Here is a 17,641-nt window from a genome sequence, read left to right as displayed (position 1 = left end):
TCTGCTATTGTTCAACTTATAGATACACCGATACATGAATATATCTGTTTTATCGTTAAAACGTCCGGTATTAGCTACTGTGATGAACCTCATTATTATTTTATTCGGAATAGTGGGGTATACTTTTTTGGCTGTTCGCGATTATCCGGCAATCGATCCTCCGATTATTACCGTTTCCACCAACTATACCGGTGCTAATGCCGATATTATTGAGAGCCAGATAACAGAACCACTCGAAAAACAGATTAATGGCATTCCCGGTATTCGATCTATTTCTTCTTCCAGTAGTTTGGGCAGCAGCCAAATTACCGTTGAATTTAATTTGGGTACCGATTTAGAAGCTGCTGCCAGTGATGTACGCGATAAGGTAGGGCAGGCACAACGGGGACTTCCGCAAGATATAGATGCACCACCAACAGTTTCAAAAGCCGATGCCAACAGCGATTTTATTTTAATATTGGCCGTACAAAGCCGCACTAAAAGCTTATTAGAACTAAGTGATTATGCCGAAACAGTTTTGCAACAGCAATTGCAAACCATTAAAGATGTAAGTTCCATTAATATATTCGGACAGAAAAGATATGCGATGCGACTATGGCTGAATCCGGCTAAAATGTTGGCACATAATATAGCATTTACTGATATTGGCAATGCACTACAAACTGAAAATATAGAATTGCCCCCCGGAAAAATTTATGGGAATAATACCGAAATGGTGATAAGAACCATGGGGCGTTTAACCAATGAACAACAATTTCGAGATTTAATTATAAAAGAAGATTCAACAGGTATTGTTCGGCTGAACGATGTAGCAAAAGTTGAATTAGGGCCTGAAAATATAGAGCAATCCTGGAAGTACAATGGCGTCAATGCAGTAGGGTTAGCTATTATTCCACAACCCGGCGCCAATAATATTGAAATTGCGAATGAGTTTTATCGCCGTCTTAAACAAATAGAATCTTCCAACAAATCTGATATTCAGTTTCATGTATTAATAGATAATACCATCAATATCCGAAAAAGTTTGGCCGAGGTAAAAGAAACATTACTCATTTCTTTTGCCTTGGTGGTATTGGTTATTTTCTTCTTTTTCAGAAACTGGCTAATTGCATTGCGACCGTTAATCGATATTCCCATTTCATTAATCGGAACTTTCTTTGTAATGTATATTGCCGGCTTTTCCATCAATATTCTAACCCTGTTAAGTATTGTACTGGCAACGGGTTTGGTGGTGGATGATGGTATTGTAGTAACAGAAAATATCTTTCGGAAGTTAGAGGAAGGCATGCCGATAAGAAAGGCTGCTTTAGAAGGCAGTAAAGAAATTTTCTTTGCAGTAATATCTACTTCCATTACGTTGGCTGTAGTATTTCTGCCGGTTATTTTCTTAGAAGGATTTGTGGGCCGCCTGTTTAGAGAGTTTGGGGTAACGCTGGCTGCTGCGGTTTTAATTTCTGCTTTTGTTTCCTTAACTATTACACCCGTTCTGAATGTGTATTTAAATACCAAAAATGCGCATGAAGGTTGGTTTTATAAAAAAACAGAACCTTTTTTTACCGGAATGGAGGCTTTATACCAACGTACATTGCAAGGCTTCATGAAAATAAGATGGATGGCCTGGGTTATTGTTGGTATATGTTTGGTATTAATTGGTTTTTTAATTAAAAACCTGCAAACAGAACTGGCACCAGTTGAAGACCGCAGCAGTATACGCTTTGTGGTAACTGCACCGGAAGGCACCAGTTATAATTATATGGTAAACTTTGTAGATAAGTTTGCCAATTATTTGTATGACTCTATACCAGAAAGAGATTTTGTTTTTGCCAGAACACCTGCCGGTCCGGGAAGCAACACATCACAGCCACGTTTGGGCTTAATTGATCCTACATTAAGAACCCGTAGCCAGGCAGATATAGCTAATGAACTCCAAAAAAAATTAGGCCAGTTTAATGATGCCCGCATTTTTGCTATTCAGGAGCAAACTATTTCTGTTGGTTTGGGTTCAAGAGGTTCTTTGCCTATTCAATTTATTTTGCAAAATCAGGATTTGAATAAACTGAAAAATATAATCCCTAAATTTTTAGAAGAGGTTCGGAAGGATAAAACTTTTGCCAATGCAGATGTTAATATCAAGTTCAATAAACCGGAAGTACAACTTACAGTTGATAGGATGAAAGTAAAAGACCTGGGCTTAAGTACTGCCGATGTGGTTGGTGCCATTCAGGCTGCATTCAGTGGTGGACGATTGGCTTATTTTATCATGAATGGTTATCAGTATCAGGTAATTGCACAGATTAATCGGTCAGGAAGGAATAATCCTGATGATATTAAAAATGTATTTCTTCGTTCTAAAACAGGCGAAATTATTCCTTTGGATGCGGTAGTTCATTTAGAAGAAAACAGTAACCCGGCTACGTTATATCACTTCAATCGCTATAAGTCGGCTACTATTTCTGCTTCATTGGCTGAAGGTAAAACCATTGGTGATGGTATTAATGCCATGCAGGCAATTTCAAATCAGTTGTTAGATGAAACTTATCACACGGCGCTGAATGGCCCGTCCCGGGATTATGCAGAAAGTTCTTCTAACATTCTGTTTGCTTTTATCTTAGCATTAATACTGATTTATTTGGTATTGTCGGCTCAGTTCGAAAGTTTTCTGGATCCGTTTACCATTATGTTAACTGTACCACTGGCGCTGGCAGGTGCTTTGCTTAGTTTGTTTCTTTTTCACCAAACACTCAATATATTTTCTGAGATTGGTATGATTATGTTGATTGGCCTTGTTACTAAAAATGGTATTTTGATTGTAGAATTTGCCAATCAAAAAAGAGGCAATGGGTTAGAAAAAGAAGCAGCAGTTGTGCAGGCTGCTACTCAACGCTTAAGGCCTATTTTAATGACGAGTCTGGCTACTTCATTAGGCGCTTTGCCTATTGCACTGAGTTTAGGGGCAGCTTCAACCAGTCGTATTCCCTTAGGTATTGTTGTGGTAGGCGGTATTTTGTTTTCACTAATTCTTACCCTGTTTGTTATTCCTGCTGTATACACATATATTTCCGGAAAACACAAGCGTAAAGAGTTTGAGATTATTGAATAAGGCAGGTGCTTTTAATTTGTCAATTTGTATGAACTGATGAAAATCAGTACATGTATTGTATACTTACCATTAATTTTGTACAAAAAAATGCGTTTAGATATTGCGAATATCCGGAAAGATTATAAGTTGCAATCTTTTGACGAATCAGATTGTGCTGATAATCCGTTTACTCAGTTTGAAGCTTGGTGGAACCAGGCTATAGAAAGTGAAATTGATGAAGTCAATGCCATGACGTTAGCTACTGCTTCAAAAACAGGGTTACCTTCGGCTCGTATTGTATTGTTGAAAGATTATAGTGAAAAAGGCTTTGTTTTCTACACCAATTACAATAGCTATAAAGGCAGGGAGTTAGAAGAAAATCCACATGCTGCATTGGTATTTTTTTGGAAAGAATTAGAGCGACAGGTGCGTATACAGGGTTTGGTAGAAAAAGTTCCTGCGTCAGAAAGTGATGTCTATTTTCAACAAAGGCCTGTGGGCAGCCGTATTGGTGCCTGGGCATCGCCTCAAAGTGCTGTTATAGCCAATCGGTCAATTTTAGAAAATGAGGTATTGTTGTTTGAAAATAAATTTAAAGAAACTGCTATTCCACGCCCTCAGCACTGGGGTGGATATGTGGTAAAGCCTACTGCCATTGAATTTTGGCAGGGTAGAAGCAGTAGGCTACACGACAGAATTCAGTATACTTTACAACCCGGTGGCAGCTGGAAAAAAGTTCGACTGGCACCATAACGGTAATGGGTTTACTGTTTCTGTTGGCTATGCTTTGGTTTTTTATAATTGAGTACCATTTAATTGCACAATTATTCCGAAAGTTTTATTTTATTGAAGTAATTGTTTTATTTCCGGACTGTTATAATCGCCCATACCGGTTTGCTGGTGAATAATTTTCCCATCTGCATCAAAAATAAAAGTGGTAGGAATCCCCTCTACATTAAATAAAGCAGGAAGTTCCTGCGCAGGATAATACACGGGCATGGTATATCTTTTATCTTTCATAAACTGGATGGCTTTGCTAAAATCATCATCCATTGAAAGAAATACAAAAGCCACTTTACTGCTGTCGGTGCTGCTGTATAAAGTTTGTAAAGAAGGCATTTCGGCACGGCAGGGCGGGCACCAGGTGGCCCAAAGATTTACTAAAACTTTTTTTCCTTTGAATGCATCTTTGATGTTGATTACATTTCCGGCTGCATTTTTTATATTGAATATTGGTAATGCACTGGCATTGCTGTTAACAGCAGGTGGTGGAGGCGACGGAACTGAGTTGCTACCTGGAGCCTGCATATTTTCATTATTCCCACTATTTTTACAGCCTGTAAATGTGATAAAACTTGTAACAAATACAAGTATTAAAAATTTGGTTATTATTTGTTTTATTGACATGAATCTATAGTTTTAAATTTAAAAAATTTTTTTATTTTATTTATTTTTTTTGATATGTTTACTGATTACAATGTGCACACAAACCTTTAATGAGTACATCGGTTTGATTGGTTTGAAAACCTTTGGGCAATACAATGGCCGGCGATGTAATATGGTCCAGGCAATATGTGGTGCCGCATTTGTCGCAGATAAAATGAATGTGGTTATCATGGTGATGCCCTTCGGAACAATCATCTTTACACAATGCATATAAAATGGAATTATCCGGACTGGGAATGGTGTGAATTAAACCTTTCTCAACAAAAATCTGCAATGTACGGTAAATAGTTACCCTATCAAACTGATCGCCGGTTTTTTCTTCAATTGCAGCATGGGTTAGTGCACCGTTCGATTGATGAAACAGTTGCAAAATAGCCAGTCTGCTGGGGGTAATACTTAAACTGTTTTTTTTTAATATTGAATTGATTGCATTGGGCATATTGCAAATAGGTATTTTATTTCGCCTTGTTATTATCGGGTTGTTCTTTTAATAATTCCTCAATATCGTGTTTTAATTTATCTAATTCATCTTTTTTCAGCGTATCATACACCTGGCCGCGTACAATGCCGTTTTTATCTACCAGTGCTACAAATTGGGTATGAATAAAATCATCTTTTATGTCGTTTACAGCATTTTTAGGATCATCAATGCCATAACTGTAGCGTGCCATTTTATACAAACTGTCTTTTCTTCCCGTTAAAAATTCCCATTGTTGGGTATTTACCTGCATTGAGTCTGCATACCTTCTCATTCTTGGCACTGAATCTGTTTCAGGATCGCAGGTGTGTGAAAGTATCATAAAATCTGGTCGTCCTTTAAACGTTTCATAAATGGATTTTAAATTGTTGTTCATTCTTGGGCAAATGCCTTTACAAGTGGTAAAAAAATAATTAACAACACATACCTTGCCTGCAACATCTGCATTGGTAATATCTTTCCCATCCTGATTGGCAAAACGGAAAGGTTGCACCGTACTTCTTTCCGTTAAGGTACTTCGCTTAAACATGTCGGTTACTCTTGAAATAACAAACATGAAAACAGCAATTAATGCAATAAAAAACAAACCATAACCTAAAGCCTTCTTATTCATCTGCTCAAATTTAGACTACAAATTTACGGTAACGTTCAGATAAATGTATTTTGTGTAATAGTGCCATCATTCAATTTCTAAATAGATCGTATATTCTTCGTAAACTTTAACAATTCAGCTGTTTTTAAAAAAGAATTTAGTTGGTTACAAAATTTAAGATAATTGTAAAGCAAACGGTAATAAAATTGTCAGCCCAATTGAACAAAATGGAGAAGAAATTACTCAATTATTCAAGAATTACTTAAAATTTATTACTGCAAATGAAAAGGTTACAGTAAAGCAGTATGCAATTAGTTTCCGTATGTTTTAAGAATTGATGCAACTGATAAATCCTCATCAAATCAATAAGTGGCCAATGAGTACCATACCCGGAAGGTGATACCTGATAAAAATTTCTTTGAAGATTGTTGGCTGATTTTAATTTAGGTGATATTTTTTCCAACGATATTTTTAGTTGTTTCCCATCAATACTTATAATCATTGATGTTTCATCGAACGTGATGTCTTGTCCTGTATGGTATACATTGCAATCATGGTACTAATTTTTAAAGTATTGGTTCCAGGTGTCTACAATCAGATCGAAGTGCTGGTAGATAATTTTTTTTAATTTCTCTATTTGCTGACGGTGTCATAATTATGTGCGAAAGCTTCTTTTATTTTAACCTGATCAACCCAAAACCAGAATTTACATTCCATGTCACCTTTTTCTGCATGAATATGAATGGGTTCATTCCCCTTGTTAGAGTAGAAAAAAGTTGCAACCAAAAATGTAAAAGACAGTAGGCAAACTATGCAAGTTTACTGAATTTGTTGGACAGATTTTACCAGATTTTATATCCTTCTTTGAAATATTTTTTTTGCAACAAAGTTGCATTATATTATCTTTGCAGCATGCAATTCAAAAAGGTAAACTGGGACATGTTGGGCATTGTTACTTCGGTAGCCTGCGCCATTCATTGCGCTTTATTACCCATTGTATTAACCAGTTTACCCCTGTTTGGAATAGAAATTATTCACAACCGGGCTTTTGAATTCTTCATGATTTTTTTAGCATTTGTAATTGGGGCTTTTTCACTGCTAAGGGGCTATTTATACAAGCACCATCAATTAAAGCCGCTCATTATTTTTTCGGTAGGCATTCTGTTCTTGCTGGCAAAGCAAATATGGCATCACTGGGAAATTGTTTTATTAATACCGGCGGTTATTTTAATTGTATATGGGCATTTGTTAAACAATAGAACCTGCAGTTACCGTTCGGCCAGTGCCAATGATGCTGCAAAAGTAATGGTACCAACAGATCATTTGCATCAAAAAGCAGTATAAAATTCATTGAATTTTTGAATAAAGCAGCCATTTAAAATTGCATGAGCCCTGTCAGGCTTTAAAAGGGAGTATCTTCTTTTCTAAAATAATATTTGTCTAATCCCAAACGGTTCATGTATTGGCGGTAACATTGTTCAATATAATATCCAAATTCCAGATCGTTCAGCATTTTTAATATATCATAATCAGGCCTGTATTTAACCATAAAACTGTCTAATTGCGGAGAAGAAAGCCCGGTAATTTTTTTTACAAAACCCTTATTGAAACGATGGTCAATATAGGCATCCTGCTCCTGCTGAATTAATCTGCGTTGTAATGATTCTATACTTTGATTGCGTTTGCGGCGAAAAAGGTTAATAATTTCATCTAAATCTAAACCTACAGTAACACTGCCTGGGTTATAACCCGATGGTCCATCACTTAAACGAAGGCCCGGTTTTCTAAAGTTAAAAATTTTGGCATAGTCCTGTCTGTTTTGAATTGAATCTAATCGATAATTACGATTCCGAACACTTACATCGGGCAAATTATATGCGTTTAGAAAAATTTGAATATTGAATGCGTCTGTATTAGAAATGGTGTCAACCGGATATTTCATGGTGGTTTTATTCAGTAATGAAAACCAGATAGAGTCATGTGGATTGACCATTATACTGTAATGCCCCAGCGAATCGGTAAGTGTACCCCTGCCGGAAGAGGTAATTACAGCCACTGCTTCTATAGGCCTTCTGGCAGAAATATCATAAACAGTACCACGTATCGGAAAAGCTTTAGCGGGTTGCTGGCCATGCAATTCGGCTATTCCACAAAAAAATAATATGGTAAGTAAGTAAAAATATTTAGTCAAACTGTTCAATTGGTGCTGTAATATTAAAGCCAAATCTATAAAGCAGCGCTGCTTTAAGCAGGAATTAACATGTTATTTGAAGATTTTTTTAAAACAGCCTCGTTAAAATTTATTTTCTATAATATAAGGCAGCATATTGCGCCAGGTTGGCCAGTCATGTACCACATCGGGGCCCCATATTTCCAAATCGTTCCAAATACCTTTATCCCATAAAACTTTCGAGAATCTTTTTCCAGACTCGGGGTCTTCATGTGTACCGGCACCGGAATAAATATGAATATGATGGCTGGCTTTAATTTTATCTAAATACCAGTGATCAGCCAGATTGAGTATGTAATGAATAGGGCTGTTATAATACACTTGCTCATCCCAATAACCTTTTGTATATTCTGTTAAATCATATACGCCACTCATGCTAATGGCTCCATTGATGATATCAGGTCTTTTTAAAAATAAATTCATGGCATGCAGGGCACCAAAACTGGCACCACAGGTAAAAATATGTGTATTGGCACTGGTGTGGTTCCGAATATAAGGCACCACTTCATTGTGTACATATTCATTGAACTGATTTTGGCGAATGGCTTTGTGGGCTGGTTCCATTTCATTATTCATCCAACTTTGTTTATTCATGCTATTGATACTGAATACTTTAATTTTTCCGGCATAAATAAATGGTGAAAGGGCTTCAATTAACTGAAAGCGTTCATATTCCAAAAAATCGGCGGCGGCAGTGGGTATTAATAAAACCGCAAATCCAAAATAACCATAAACGGCAATGGGCATTTCTTCCTGCAATGCCGGACTATACCAGGAAGTTATTTCTTTTACCATACAGGAATTATCAGTTTACAGGCAGTTTCTTTTTATTTCTTTCCAAACATCTCTAAAACACTGGGCTGCATAAGTGTTGGCTGCATAGGTTTCTAAAGGAGCCTGATGTATGCCCATTTTTTCAATATCACTAAGATAAGGGATATAATTTTTTAGAAATAGCTTGTCTTTATAAAATTCGTTCATGGTTTCGTGATGCAAATTTTTTCGGTGGTCTACCATGCTGAAAAAACATTTTATTTTTTCGATATTTAAATCATTGTCTTTAAAATATTGCAAAACAGTTTCAAATGAGCGAATGGATAAAGTGGTAGGGATATTGGGCATTAAAATCCAGTCGGCCGTAAAGAAAATAGCTTCATGCAGAATAGATAATCCCGGCGGGCAGTCAATCATCACCAGGTCATATTCTTTTTTAAAACTGTTAATGAGCGCCGCAAATTTCTTTTTAAACTGTTTCATTTCATTCAATAAAACATCTGCATAACGGGCAGAAAGATCGGCAGGTATTACCGATAAATGTTCATAGGCCGAAGGCATTACCGCATCGGCAATATCCATTTCCTGTAATAAAATTTTTTTCGACTCATTTTTTGTGCCGGGTGTAACAGCAAGGTAAAAGGAGGCAGAACCCTGGGGGTCTAAATCCCATACCAATGTTTTTTTACCTTCTTTAGCAGCTAAATAAGCCAGATTAACGGCGGCGGCAGTTTTGCCAACACCTCCTTTCAGATTGTAAAATGCTAATGTGACCATACCTTAAATATACAAAACATTTGAATGCATGAAATATTCTATACACTTTTTTTGCAAAAGAATGGCCGGAAAAATGAAAGAATGATTTGTGATAAAATTATACTGACAAAATTAGCCAAAGATACTGAAGATGGGAATCAGAATGGGAGGATGCCAATCAGGTTATATAATTTTATGCAACTCTTTTAAGTGTTTGCGCAGGTGATTGATAGCTGTATACAGTGTAACCACAAATCCATTGTGCGGCATATTTTGCTATAAAACTACCCAAAAGAATGGGGATAAAGAGGCTATAGCCGCCTGCTACCAAACCACAGGTTAAAAACAGTGAGGTGAGCGGTGCATCAATTGCAGCACTGAGCATAGCAGCAGCACCTACCAATGCAAAATTAATGACAATAAGATGTAGACTAAAATAGTGATTCAATACCAAGGCCACCAACATACCCAGAACGGCACCGGTTACAATACTGGGTGCAAATACACCACCATCGCCGCCGGCACCCAATGTTAAAGAGGCGACCAACGGTTTTAAAAGCACAATAGTCAGAAGTATACAGGCAAAAGTGATGGAAAAAGCCGCTTCATTGGCTTTGTTGATTAACGCAGGTAAAGCATGATAACTATCACCATATAATTGAGGAAAAAACAGGATGGCAATACCTACCAAAATGGCACCCACATTCACACGGATAAAATTATTGTTGATTTTTGCGAAACGTGCCTTGGTAAAAATGACCAACTTGGTAAAACACACCGCCACAAAGCCGGAAATAATGCTCAGTAAAACAAAATAGGGGATGGCTTCCATTTTCCATCCGGCCACAGAAAATTTAAATAACTTTTCTCCTTCCATGGCTTGCAACATGAGCCAGGAAACACCGGCTGCAATACCACTACTCAATACTATGGTTTTTGAAATCTTTCTTGCTATTACCTCAATCGCAAACAGAAATCCTGCCAAAGGGCTGCCAAATAAAGTGGCGATACCTGCCGCAACACCAGCAGTTATTAACTCGGTTTTATAAATATTTGCAATACTGCCCTTTTTGTGTGCAGTGGCACCCACTGCTGCAGTTGCCACCACGGTAGATACTTCTACACCGGTAGATCCGCCAAAAATAACTGTTAAAAAACCATTGAAATAATGCGAGGGTATTTTATAGGTGGGCAATTCATTTTTTCTATTGGAAATGGTAGTATAAATTTCTTTAATGCCTTTGTTTTGTTTGCCTTTAAAAAGGTATTTTCTTAAAAAATAAATCAGTGTAATGCCAACCGAAGGTAAAATGAAGAAAGCGAACTTAAAATGACTTGCAGTTTTAAAAATTTGTGTTTCATAGTGTGCAGTAATCATTTTTAAAGAATCGGCCAGTAATATAGAAAGTAACGATACAATTATGGTAGTAATCAATAATTTTAAATAGTGAATGAGTATAATATTATAACGCATGCAGTGCAGAATTTAATGAATACATTTCAACAGATTGGTAAACAAGGTGCATGTACCAAATTGATTGCAAAATTAAATATAAGTGATGCAGGTATTTGTTAAAATGCTAATAATCCGGTTAAATACAGGCTGCACATCAAACTGCAATTGATGAAGAAACAATTATTGCAATGCTGAAATTATTGAAGGGCAGGTTACAACAAATTATTTTCAATAGCATATTTAATCAGTTCTGCATTGTTGTGAACATGCATTTTACTTAGAATACGTGCCTTATATGTACTAATGGTATTTACGCTAAGTGATAGGGCCTCAGATATTTCTGAAATTGTTTTTCCTTTAATAATGAGCTGTAAAACCTGAAATTCACGATCTGAGAGTTGTTCGTGTGGTGCTTTTTCAAAATCATCGCCATAAGCTTCGGCTAATATTTCAGCTACTTCCGGGGTAATGTATTTTTTCCCTCTTAATAATGTATTAATGGCTGTTACCAATTCTTCGGGGGCGCTTTCTTTGGTTAAATAGCCGGAGGCGCCGGCACGTATGGCCCTAAGTGCATATTGTTCAGGCGCATGGGTACTGAGCACCAGAATGGGTATGTGCGGACTAATATCTTTAACTTGTTTAATGGCATCTATACCCGATAACCCAGGCATGGAAATATCAGAAATTATGATATCCCACTTTTGTTTCCTCACTTTTTTAATTAAATCGGTACCTTCTGAAACCTCTTCTATTTCTGCAGAAGGGAAAGATTTTTCCAATATCATGATTAACCCTTTTCTCAACACATTGTGGTCGTCGGCTAAAATTATTTTCATGTGAATATTTTATTTTCTAAATTTTCAATATAAAATTCACACATAAAATTTTCTTTGCTGAGCAATGCAATCGCAAGAAAGTTTTATGGTTCATTTCATAGGAATTTATCCAATCCGTTTTTTGCTTTTTTAATGGACCTTGTTGCAAATATATCTACTTCATGAAAAAACACCCTGAAAGATTATGCAACTGGTAAGATAGACTTTTTTTTGATACTACAAAGCGCAGGTTAAAATGATTACAAAGGGTGGTATTAAAAGTACATCAAAAAAATGGCATCCCTGGAAAGGGACGCCCATAAATCCTATATCCTATGAAAAACCAAAACGTTTTTAACCCCCTAACCCAGAAAACATTCTGTAATTCAATACAGCAAATGTGAGGTTTTTTAACCAATCACCACTTCACCCATTAGTATGATTTTTTCTAATAGAATTGGAAGAATATGACGCCATAAAGCAGCTTTATAATCCATAAATGGCAAATAGTTGCAAAGTAGGCTGCGGCTATATTTTATTGGCATAAAATGGCAATAATTTCAAAGCAGTTTTTTTCAACCACATTTATGCGGTTTTTTATTGCAATTACCTACAGCCAGTTGCGCAATTTGGCAATGGCTGCAGTGCGGGAAGTAACTTCCAGTTTGCCATATATATTGGCAATATGTGTTTTAATGGTATTCACAGATAAATAAAATGCTTCTGCCATTTGCTGGTTGGTTTTGCCATCATAAATGGCATTTAAAATTTCAAATTCCCGTTCACTCATGGGTTTTACCAAATGCCTGTTAATGGCTTTTAGTGAAAGTATGGGGTAGGCGGCTTTGTGTTGCTGCGCATGGTTGTGCAGGGCAATTTCCAGATTTACCAGTACATCTTTTTCATCGAAGGGTTTTACAATATAGCCCGCAGGTATGGTTTTAATGGCACGTTCCAAAGTAAGCCTGTCGGCATGTGAGGTAAGGAATACAAAGGGTAATTTGTATTTGGCATTAATTACTCCGGCCAGATCAATGCCATCTCTTTCTTCATGCAAATTAATATCCAATAAAATAGCATCAGGTAAATTGGTCTCTAATTCCTGTAAGGCATCAGAGGTATTATAGGCAATACCGGATACACAAAAATCAAGATTGGTTAGGCATTGTGCAATATCAGCAGCAATCAGCGGCTCATCTTCAATAATTAATATTTTAATTTCACTCATATACAGCAGTTGCTTTTTTGTACGAAGGAATGATAAGGGTTACCGTGGTTCCTTTTGTGCCGTCAATATACAAATCTGCTTTCAATTTTTGAATAAATGAATGTATTAACTGATAACCCATTGTAGTGAATTGGTGGTGTTGAAAATCATCGGCAAGCCCAACACCATCATCTTTTACCTGTAAAATTAATTTATCCTGCCACGTGTGGAGTGAAACCCAAAGATGTCCGGAATCCCTACCCTCAAATGCATATTTTAAAGCATTGCTGATAAGTTCATTTAAAATAAGCCCAATGGGTATCAGGTTGTCTATTTCTAACTGAACCGGGTCTATTTGCATGTTGAGGTGAATTTGCCCTTCATTTACTTTATAAGAGTTAAACAGATTGGTGGTTAACTTTTCAATATATTCCTGCATATTTATGCCAGCAAAATTTCCTTCAACATATAAATTTTGATGGATCAATGCCATTGCTTTTACCCGGTCTCTGGCTTCTTTAATGGCAGCAACGGCTTTTTCGTCCTGTATGGTTTTGCTTTGCAGGTTTAACAGGCTGCTAATTACCTGAAGGTTGTTTTTTACACGATGGTGTATTTCTTTTAAAAGTACCTCTTTATCAGCCAGTGATTGTGTAATGATGGTATTTTTATGGGCCAACTCATTATTTAGTTTTTCTTTGTTGTGATACAATATTAAGATGGTACCTAAACTGAAAGTAAGCATAATTAAACCAATACTGTAAAAAATAATAATATTTTTTTTGTCTTTCAACGCCAGGCTCTTTAGCTCATTGTCTTTATTCAAAATTTCAATTTGCTGGTCTTTTTGTTTGGATTCGTATTTTGCAGATAAATCATTGATGTTTCGTATGTTTTCTTCTGTTCTTAATGAGTCTGCATTTTCTTTGTAGGCTTTATAATAAATCAGTGCTTTTTCAGAATCGCCAGTAGCTTCATAGGCGTCGGTTAGTATTTTGTAGAAATAGCAGTTGAGTTCTATTTTATTGTTATCGCCCACTGAAGGCAGGTGTAAGCCCTGTTCCGCATAATTAATGGCGATGGGATATTCTTTTTTGCCCAAATAAGCTTCGCCTAAACCTACCAGCAAATAGGAATAAACGGTTACATCCTTATTGATATTTGGTATAACAGCAATTTTATTAAAATAACCCAGGGCACGGTTGTACTGATTTTTCCCATTGTAACAGAAACCCATGTTTAAATAGGCGTTGTGTAACAGGTTGGGTGACGAAGCTTTTTCTGCAAAACGGATAGATTTGTTTAGAAAATAAATGGCACTATCGTATTTTTTTTGGCGTTGGTATACATCGGCCATGTTACTGTAAATATTGGCCAAATCGTCGGTATCTTTTCTATCAGTATAAATTTGTAAAGCTTCATTCAGGTAATAAATGGCATTCGTATAACTTTTGGTAAGACTATACAGTATACCAATGTTATTATAAGTGTCTGCTACCTGTAATTTATTGTCTAATTTATTGCGGGTTTCCAATGCTCTGAAATGCCAAAACAATGCACTGTCTAAACGCCCTTCCAAATAATAAGAAAGTGCCATATTATTTTGTGCATTGCCCAATCCTGCTTCATCATTGTGTTTTAAATTAATGTAAATAGCTTTTTGTAATAAAAATCTCGATTTGTAAAATTCATGTTGTAAATCATAGGCCTGCGCCAGATTATTAAATACTTTGGCCTGTAATAATTCATTGGGCAATTGATTGCAAAGTAATAAAGCTTTTTCGCCATATAAAACAGCTTTTTGCGGGTCAATGGAAAGATAGCTAAAGCATAATTTGTACAATCCTTCTATTTTAATACTGTCTGTAGTACCATTATAGACCATTTCTTCCAGTGAATCTAAAGTGGGCAACTGGCCAAATGAATGGATGGTAAAGGCGAAGGTAAAAAGTACAAAAGCAGCAAATGACTTCATTCTTCAAAAATAAAGGTATATAGGCAAGTGATTGTACTAAACAATATACTCTATTTTATTCGGAAAAAGAAAAAATAGAAGGGCTGCCAGATGAGTTTTTTGAATAGCGATTTAAAAAAAGTTGCCTTGGTATTTTAAAATAAGCTTATCTGCCGCGCTTGAAGGTTAAAAAAATATTTTTTTTGAAAGGTGAGGCGTATTTTAAATAATACAAAAGTTACCTGCTATTGGGTTTTTGCATTTTTTAATGTTTCTAATTGTTCCTGTAAAGCAAACATTTTATCGCGCAGATGGGCGGCTTCAATAAACTCTAAATCTCTGGCTGCTTTTTCCATTTGTTTTTTGATTTGCTGAATGGCTTTCTCCATTTGTGGAATGGTTTGATAAGTAACTTCAGCTTCTGCAGCTACTAATGTGTTCAACTGAGCTGCATCATCTGTACCTGTATTTTCTTCATTCTTAATATCCAAAACAGCGGTTTGCTGCATAATTTGCGCAATTGATTTTTTTATGGTGGTGGGGGTAATATTGTGTTCAATATTGTAGGTAATTTGTTTTTCTCTTCTGCGGTTGGTTTCATCAATGGTGCGTTGCATGCTTTCGGTAATCTTGTCTGCATAAAAAATTACCAGCCCGTCTACATTTCTGGCTGCACGACCTGCTGTTTGTGTTAATGATTTTTCGTTACGTAAAAAGCCTTCTTTATCTGCATCTAATATCGCTACCAAAGAAACTTCCGGTAAGTCAAGCCCTTCCCGTAATAAGTTTACACCTACCAAAACATCAATTTCTCCGAGGCGCAGTTGCCGGAGTATTTCAACACGGTCTAATGTATCTACATCACTGTGAATGTATTTTGATTTGATGTTAATGCGGTGCAGGTATTTATCCATTTCCTCTGCCATACGCTTGGTAAGGGTAGTTACTAAAACGCGGTCGCCTTTGCGTACACGCTTATCAATTTCATCTAATAAATCATCAATCTGGTTAACAGATGGGCGTACTTCAATGGGTGGGTCTAATAAACCTGTAGGCCGCACCACTTGTTCAATTACTACACCGCCCGTCTTTTCCAGCTCATACTCTCCTGGGGTAGCACTTACAAAAATGGTTTGTCCAATTAAATTTTCAAATTCATGAAAATTCAATGGGCGGTTATCTAAAGCGCTGGGTAAACGAAAACCATATTCTACCAACACAAGTTTCCTGCTTCTGTCGCCTCCATACATGCCTGCTATTTGTGGAATGGTTTGGTGGCTTTCATCAATAACACATAAAAAATCTTTAGGGAAATAATCTAATAAGCAAAACGGACGGGTACCGGGTTGACGACGATCAAAAAAACGAGAATAATTTTCAATACCATTACAATAACCCAGTTCACGAACCATTTCCAGATCATACTCCACCCGCTCTTTAATACGTTGAGCTTCAATAAACTTACCAATACGGTTAAAATATTCTACCTGCTCACGCATCTCATCCTGAATTTCATAAATTACCTGTTGCAAAATATCTTTTGGTGCCAGGTATAAATTTGCCGGGAAGATGGCTGCATTTTCCAATGTGCCTATTCTTTTTCCGGAAATCAAATCCAGACTTTCAATGGTTTCAATTTCATCGCCAAAAAAACAAACCCGGTAACCATAATCGGCGTAGGGTAAATTGATATCAACGGTATCGCCTTTTACACGGAAAGTTCCTCTGCTAAATTCAACCTGCGAACGGCTGTATAATGCATTGACCAAAGCATGTAAAAAGCCTTGACGAGAAATTACCTGACCTTGCTGAATACGAATAATACCATTTTCATAATCGGTTGGGTTTCCCATGCCATAAATACAGCTAACGCTCGCCACCACAATAATATCTCGCCGGCCGGTTAACAGTTGTGAGGTAGCCTGTAGGCGCAGTTTGTCTAACTCCTCATTAATGCTTAAATCTTTTTCAATATAAGTATCACTCACTGGCATATATGCTTCCGGCTGATAGTAATCATAGTAGCTAACAAAATAACCAACGGCATTATTGGGGAAAAACTGTTTAAACTCGCCATACAGTTGTGCTACCAGTGTTTTATTGTGCGTTAGCACCAACGTAGGGCGTTGCACTTGATGAATAACATTGGCAATGGTAAATGTTTTACCGCTACCGGTAACACCCAGTAAGGTTTGATAGGTTTCGCCGGCTTGTAACCCATTTACCAATTGTTGAATGGCTTCAGGCTGATCGCCGCTGGGTTGATAAGGTGCATTTAACTGAAAAGGCATGTTGCAAATTACTGCAAAGCCTTAAGAAAAAGCATTTTTGTTCAGGTAGATGTAAGAATGAAATTTTTTTGAAAAGCAATATGGATAAAAAAATAGTGCAGTAATAGCAAGTGAAATAAAACGAATTGAACCATTAATCCTCCAGCTTTTTAAAATTTAAACGGATGTTTTCATATTCTTTTGTACTGGTGTAGGTTAATGTTTTTCTTCGAATTCTGAATGGAACTTTATCTAATTCATACAACCTTTCTACAGGATAAATTCTGGTAATATAGCCGTGTTTTTGATTCAATGTGTTTGGAATGTGTAAAGCAATAAAGTTGTAGGTTTGTACAATCATTGAATCAAAATCATGGGTAAAAATTTGTACAACATTTTTTGATTTAGAAAAATTTACGTCATATAAAATAGCGTTGTTTTTAAACAGGCTCACTGCTTCAATATAAATAGGATCTTCTTTGTCGGCCAATAATGAAATTTTATATACCATTAAAAATGTTGGTACACAGGCATGATTATAGATATTGTCTATAGTCACATAAAGGTTATAAATAAAAATT

The 17,641-nt window shown here is 36.4% G+C and carries 16 protein-coding genes; 3 read left to right on the top strand and 13 right to left on the bottom strand.

Going from position 1 to position 17,641, the window contains the following annotated elements; genetic code table 11:
* Window positions 1-34 precede the first annotated feature (34 nt).
* Window positions 35-3,100 (top strand): efflux RND transporter permease subunit, encoded by a 3,066-nt coding sequence (locus tag EO766_RS07475; RefSeq protein ID WP_287100830.1) that lies wholly within the window; start codon window positions 35-37, stop codon window positions 3,098-3,100.
* Window positions 3,101-3,187: 87 nt separating this feature from the next.
* Window positions 3,188-3,832: a pyridoxamine 5'-phosphate oxidase gene (gene pdxH / locus EO766_RS07470; RefSeq protein WP_074420538.1), complete on the top strand. Its 645-nt coding sequence runs from the start codon at window positions 3,188-3,190 to the stop codon at window positions 3,830-3,832.
* Between the two features lie 90 nt (window positions 3,833-3,922).
* Here the strand turns inward: pdxH and EO766_RS07465 are convergent, their stop codons facing one another.
* The 4 genes from EO766_RS07465 to EO766_RS18420 form a co-directional block, all read right to left on the bottom strand.
* On the bottom strand, window positions 3,923-4,486 hold the full coding sequence (locus EO766_RS07465) for a TlpA family protein disulfide reductase (RefSeq protein WP_081301339.1): 564 nt from the start codon (window positions 4,484-4,486) through the stop codon (window positions 3,923-3,925).
* Window positions 4,487-4,544: 58 nt separating this feature from the next.
* On the bottom strand, window positions 4,545-4,964 hold the full coding sequence (locus tag EO766_RS07460; RefSeq protein ID WP_218331254.1) for a Fur family transcriptional regulator: 420 nt from the start codon (window positions 4,962-4,964) through the stop codon (window positions 4,545-4,547).
* Window positions 4,965-4,980: 16 nt separating this feature from the next.
* Window positions 4,981-5,616 (bottom strand): SCO family protein, encoded by a 636-nt coding sequence (locus EO766_RS07455; RefSeq protein ID WP_218331255.1) that lies wholly within the window; start codon window positions 5,614-5,616, stop codon window positions 4,981-4,983.
* Window positions 5,617-6,228: 612 nt separating this feature from the next.
* Window positions 6,229-6,381, bottom strand: a complete 153-nt coding sequence (locus EO766_RS18420; protein ID WP_353744831.1) for a DUF4160 domain-containing protein — start codon at window positions 6,379-6,381, stop codon at window positions 6,229-6,231.
* Window positions 6,382-6,507: 126 nt separating this feature from the next.
* Here EO766_RS18420 and EO766_RS07450 point away from each other — a divergent pair, with 126 nt between their 5' ends.
* Complete coding sequence (locus EO766_RS07450; protein WP_287100829.1) at window positions 6,508-6,939, top strand: MerC domain-containing protein; 432 nt, start codon at window positions 6,508-6,510, stop codon at window positions 6,937-6,939.
* 58 nt (window positions 6,940-6,997) lie between these two features.
* On the opposite strand, the gene EO766_RS07445 is transcribed toward EO766_RS07450, so the two are convergent.
* From EO766_RS07445 to EO766_RS07405, 9 genes are all read right to left on the bottom strand, one after another.
* Window positions 6,998-7,786 carry a peptidase associated/transthyretin-like domain-containing protein gene (locus EO766_RS07445; RefSeq protein ID WP_167517125.1) on the bottom strand — a complete coding sequence of 263 codons (789 nt, stop codon included), beginning with the start codon at window positions 7,784-7,786 and terminating at the stop codon, window positions 6,998-7,000.
* 102 nt (window positions 7,787-7,888) lie between these two features.
* Window positions 7,889-8,620, bottom strand: coding sequence for an esterase family protein (locus tag EO766_RS07440; protein ID WP_287100828.1), 732 nt, complete (start codon window positions 8,618-8,620; stop codon window positions 7,889-7,891).
* 15 nt (window positions 8,621-8,635) lie between these two features.
* The gene (locus EO766_RS07435) at window positions 8,636-9,376 is read right to left on the bottom strand and encodes a ParA family protein (RefSeq protein ID WP_218331260.1); all 741 of its coding nucleotides are present in this window, start codon (window positions 9,374-9,376) and stop codon (window positions 8,636-8,638) included.
* A 172-nt stretch (window positions 9,377-9,548) separates the two neighbouring features.
* On the bottom strand, window positions 9,549-10,829 hold the full coding sequence (locus EO766_RS07430; RefSeq protein WP_218331261.1) for a chloride channel protein: 1,281 nt from the start codon (window positions 10,827-10,829) through the stop codon (window positions 9,549-9,551).
* 194 nt (window positions 10,830-11,023) lie between these two features.
* Window positions 11,024-11,650, bottom strand: a complete 627-nt coding sequence (locus tag EO766_RS07425; protein ID WP_287100827.1) for a response regulator — start codon at window positions 11,648-11,650, stop codon at window positions 11,024-11,026.
* Window positions 11,651-12,239: 589 nt separating this feature from the next.
* Window positions 12,240-12,857, bottom strand: coding sequence for a response regulator (locus tag EO766_RS07420; RefSeq protein ID WP_287100826.1), 618 nt, complete (start codon window positions 12,855-12,857; stop codon window positions 12,240-12,242).
* The gene (locus tag EO766_RS07415; protein ID WP_074421292.1) at window positions 12,850-14,811 is read right to left on the bottom strand and encodes a histidine kinase dimerization/phosphoacceptor domain -containing protein; all 1,962 of its coding nucleotides are present in this window, start codon (window positions 14,809-14,811) and stop codon (window positions 12,850-12,852) included. The genes EO766_RS07420 and EO766_RS07415 overlap by 8 nt, the downstream gene beginning before the upstream one ends.
* A gap of 224 nt (window positions 14,812-15,035) precedes the next feature.
* A complete protein-coding gene (gene uvrB / locus EO766_RS07410; RefSeq protein WP_218331959.1) occupies window positions 15,036-17,081 on the bottom strand; it encodes an excinuclease ABC subunit UvrB in 2,046 nt (681 codons plus the stop codon).
* Between the two features lie 133 nt (window positions 17,082-17,214).
* On the bottom strand, window positions 17,215-17,619 hold the full coding sequence (locus tag EO766_RS07405) for a hypothetical protein (protein ID WP_287100825.1): 405 nt from the start codon (window positions 17,617-17,619) through the stop codon (window positions 17,215-17,217).
* Window positions 17,620-17,641: the final 22 nt, after the last annotated feature.

This window comes from Hydrotalea sp. AMD (assembly GCF_004100315.1).
In the GTDB taxonomy this organism is placed as follows: Bacteria; Bacteroidota; Bacteroidia; order Chitinophagales; family Chitinophagaceae; genus Hydrotalea; species Hydrotalea flava.
Note: the sequence above shows the minus strand (reverse complement) of the source record. Positions and strands in the feature narration are given on the sequence as shown.

What these genes read in the sequence shown, in the direction of transcription:
- EO766_RS07435 (WP_218331260.1), bottom strand. Translation starts at nt 9,376, where the DNA reads ATGGTCACATTAGCATTTTACAATCTGAAAGGAGGTGTTGGCAAAACT.
- EO766_RS07475 (WP_287100830.1), top strand. Translation starts at nt 35, where the DNA reads ATGAATATATCTGTTTTATCGTTAAAACGTCCGGTATTAGCTACTGTG.
- EO766_RS07420 (WP_287100826.1), bottom strand. Translation starts at nt 12,857, where the DNA reads ATGAGTGAAATTAAAATATTAATTATTGAAGATGAGCCGCTGATTGCT.
- EO766_RS07450 (WP_287100829.1), top strand. Translation starts at nt 6,508, where the DNA reads ATGCAATTCAAAAAGGTAAACTGGGACATGTTGGGCATTGTTACTTCG.
- EO766_RS07465 (WP_081301339.1), bottom strand. Translation starts at nt 4,486, where the DNA reads ATGTCAATAAAACAAATAATAACCAAATTTTTAATACTTGTATTTGTT.
- EO766_RS07440 (WP_287100828.1), bottom strand. Translation starts at nt 8,620, where the DNA reads ATGGTAAAAGAAATAACTTCCTGGTATAGTCCGGCATTGCAGGAAGAA.
- EO766_RS07430 (WP_218331261.1), bottom strand. Translation starts at nt 10,829, where the DNA reads ATGCGTTATAATATTATACTCATTCACTATTTAAAATTATTGATTACT.
- EO766_RS07415 (WP_074421292.1), bottom strand. Translation starts at nt 14,811, where the DNA reads ATGAAGTCATTTGCTGCTTTTGTACTTTTTACCTTCGCCTTTACCATC.
- EO766_RS07425 (WP_287100827.1), bottom strand. Translation starts at nt 11,650, where the DNA reads ATGAAAATAATTTTAGCCGACGACCACAATGTGTTGAGAAAAGGGTTA.
- uvrB (WP_218331959.1), bottom strand. Translation starts at nt 17,081, where the DNA reads ATGCCTTTTCAGTTAAATGCACCTTATCAACCCAGCGGCGATCAGCCT.
- EO766_RS07455 (WP_218331255.1), bottom strand. Translation starts at nt 5,616, where the DNA reads ATGAATAAGAAGGCTTTAGGTTATGGTTTGTTTTTTATTGCATTAATT.
- pdxH (WP_074420538.1), top strand. Translation starts at nt 3,188, where the DNA reads ATGCGTTTAGATATTGCGAATATCCGGAAAGATTATAAGTTGCAATCT.
- EO766_RS07460 (WP_218331254.1), bottom strand. Translation starts at nt 4,964, where the DNA reads ATGCCCAATGCAATCAATTCAATATTAAAAAAAAACAGTTTAAGTATT.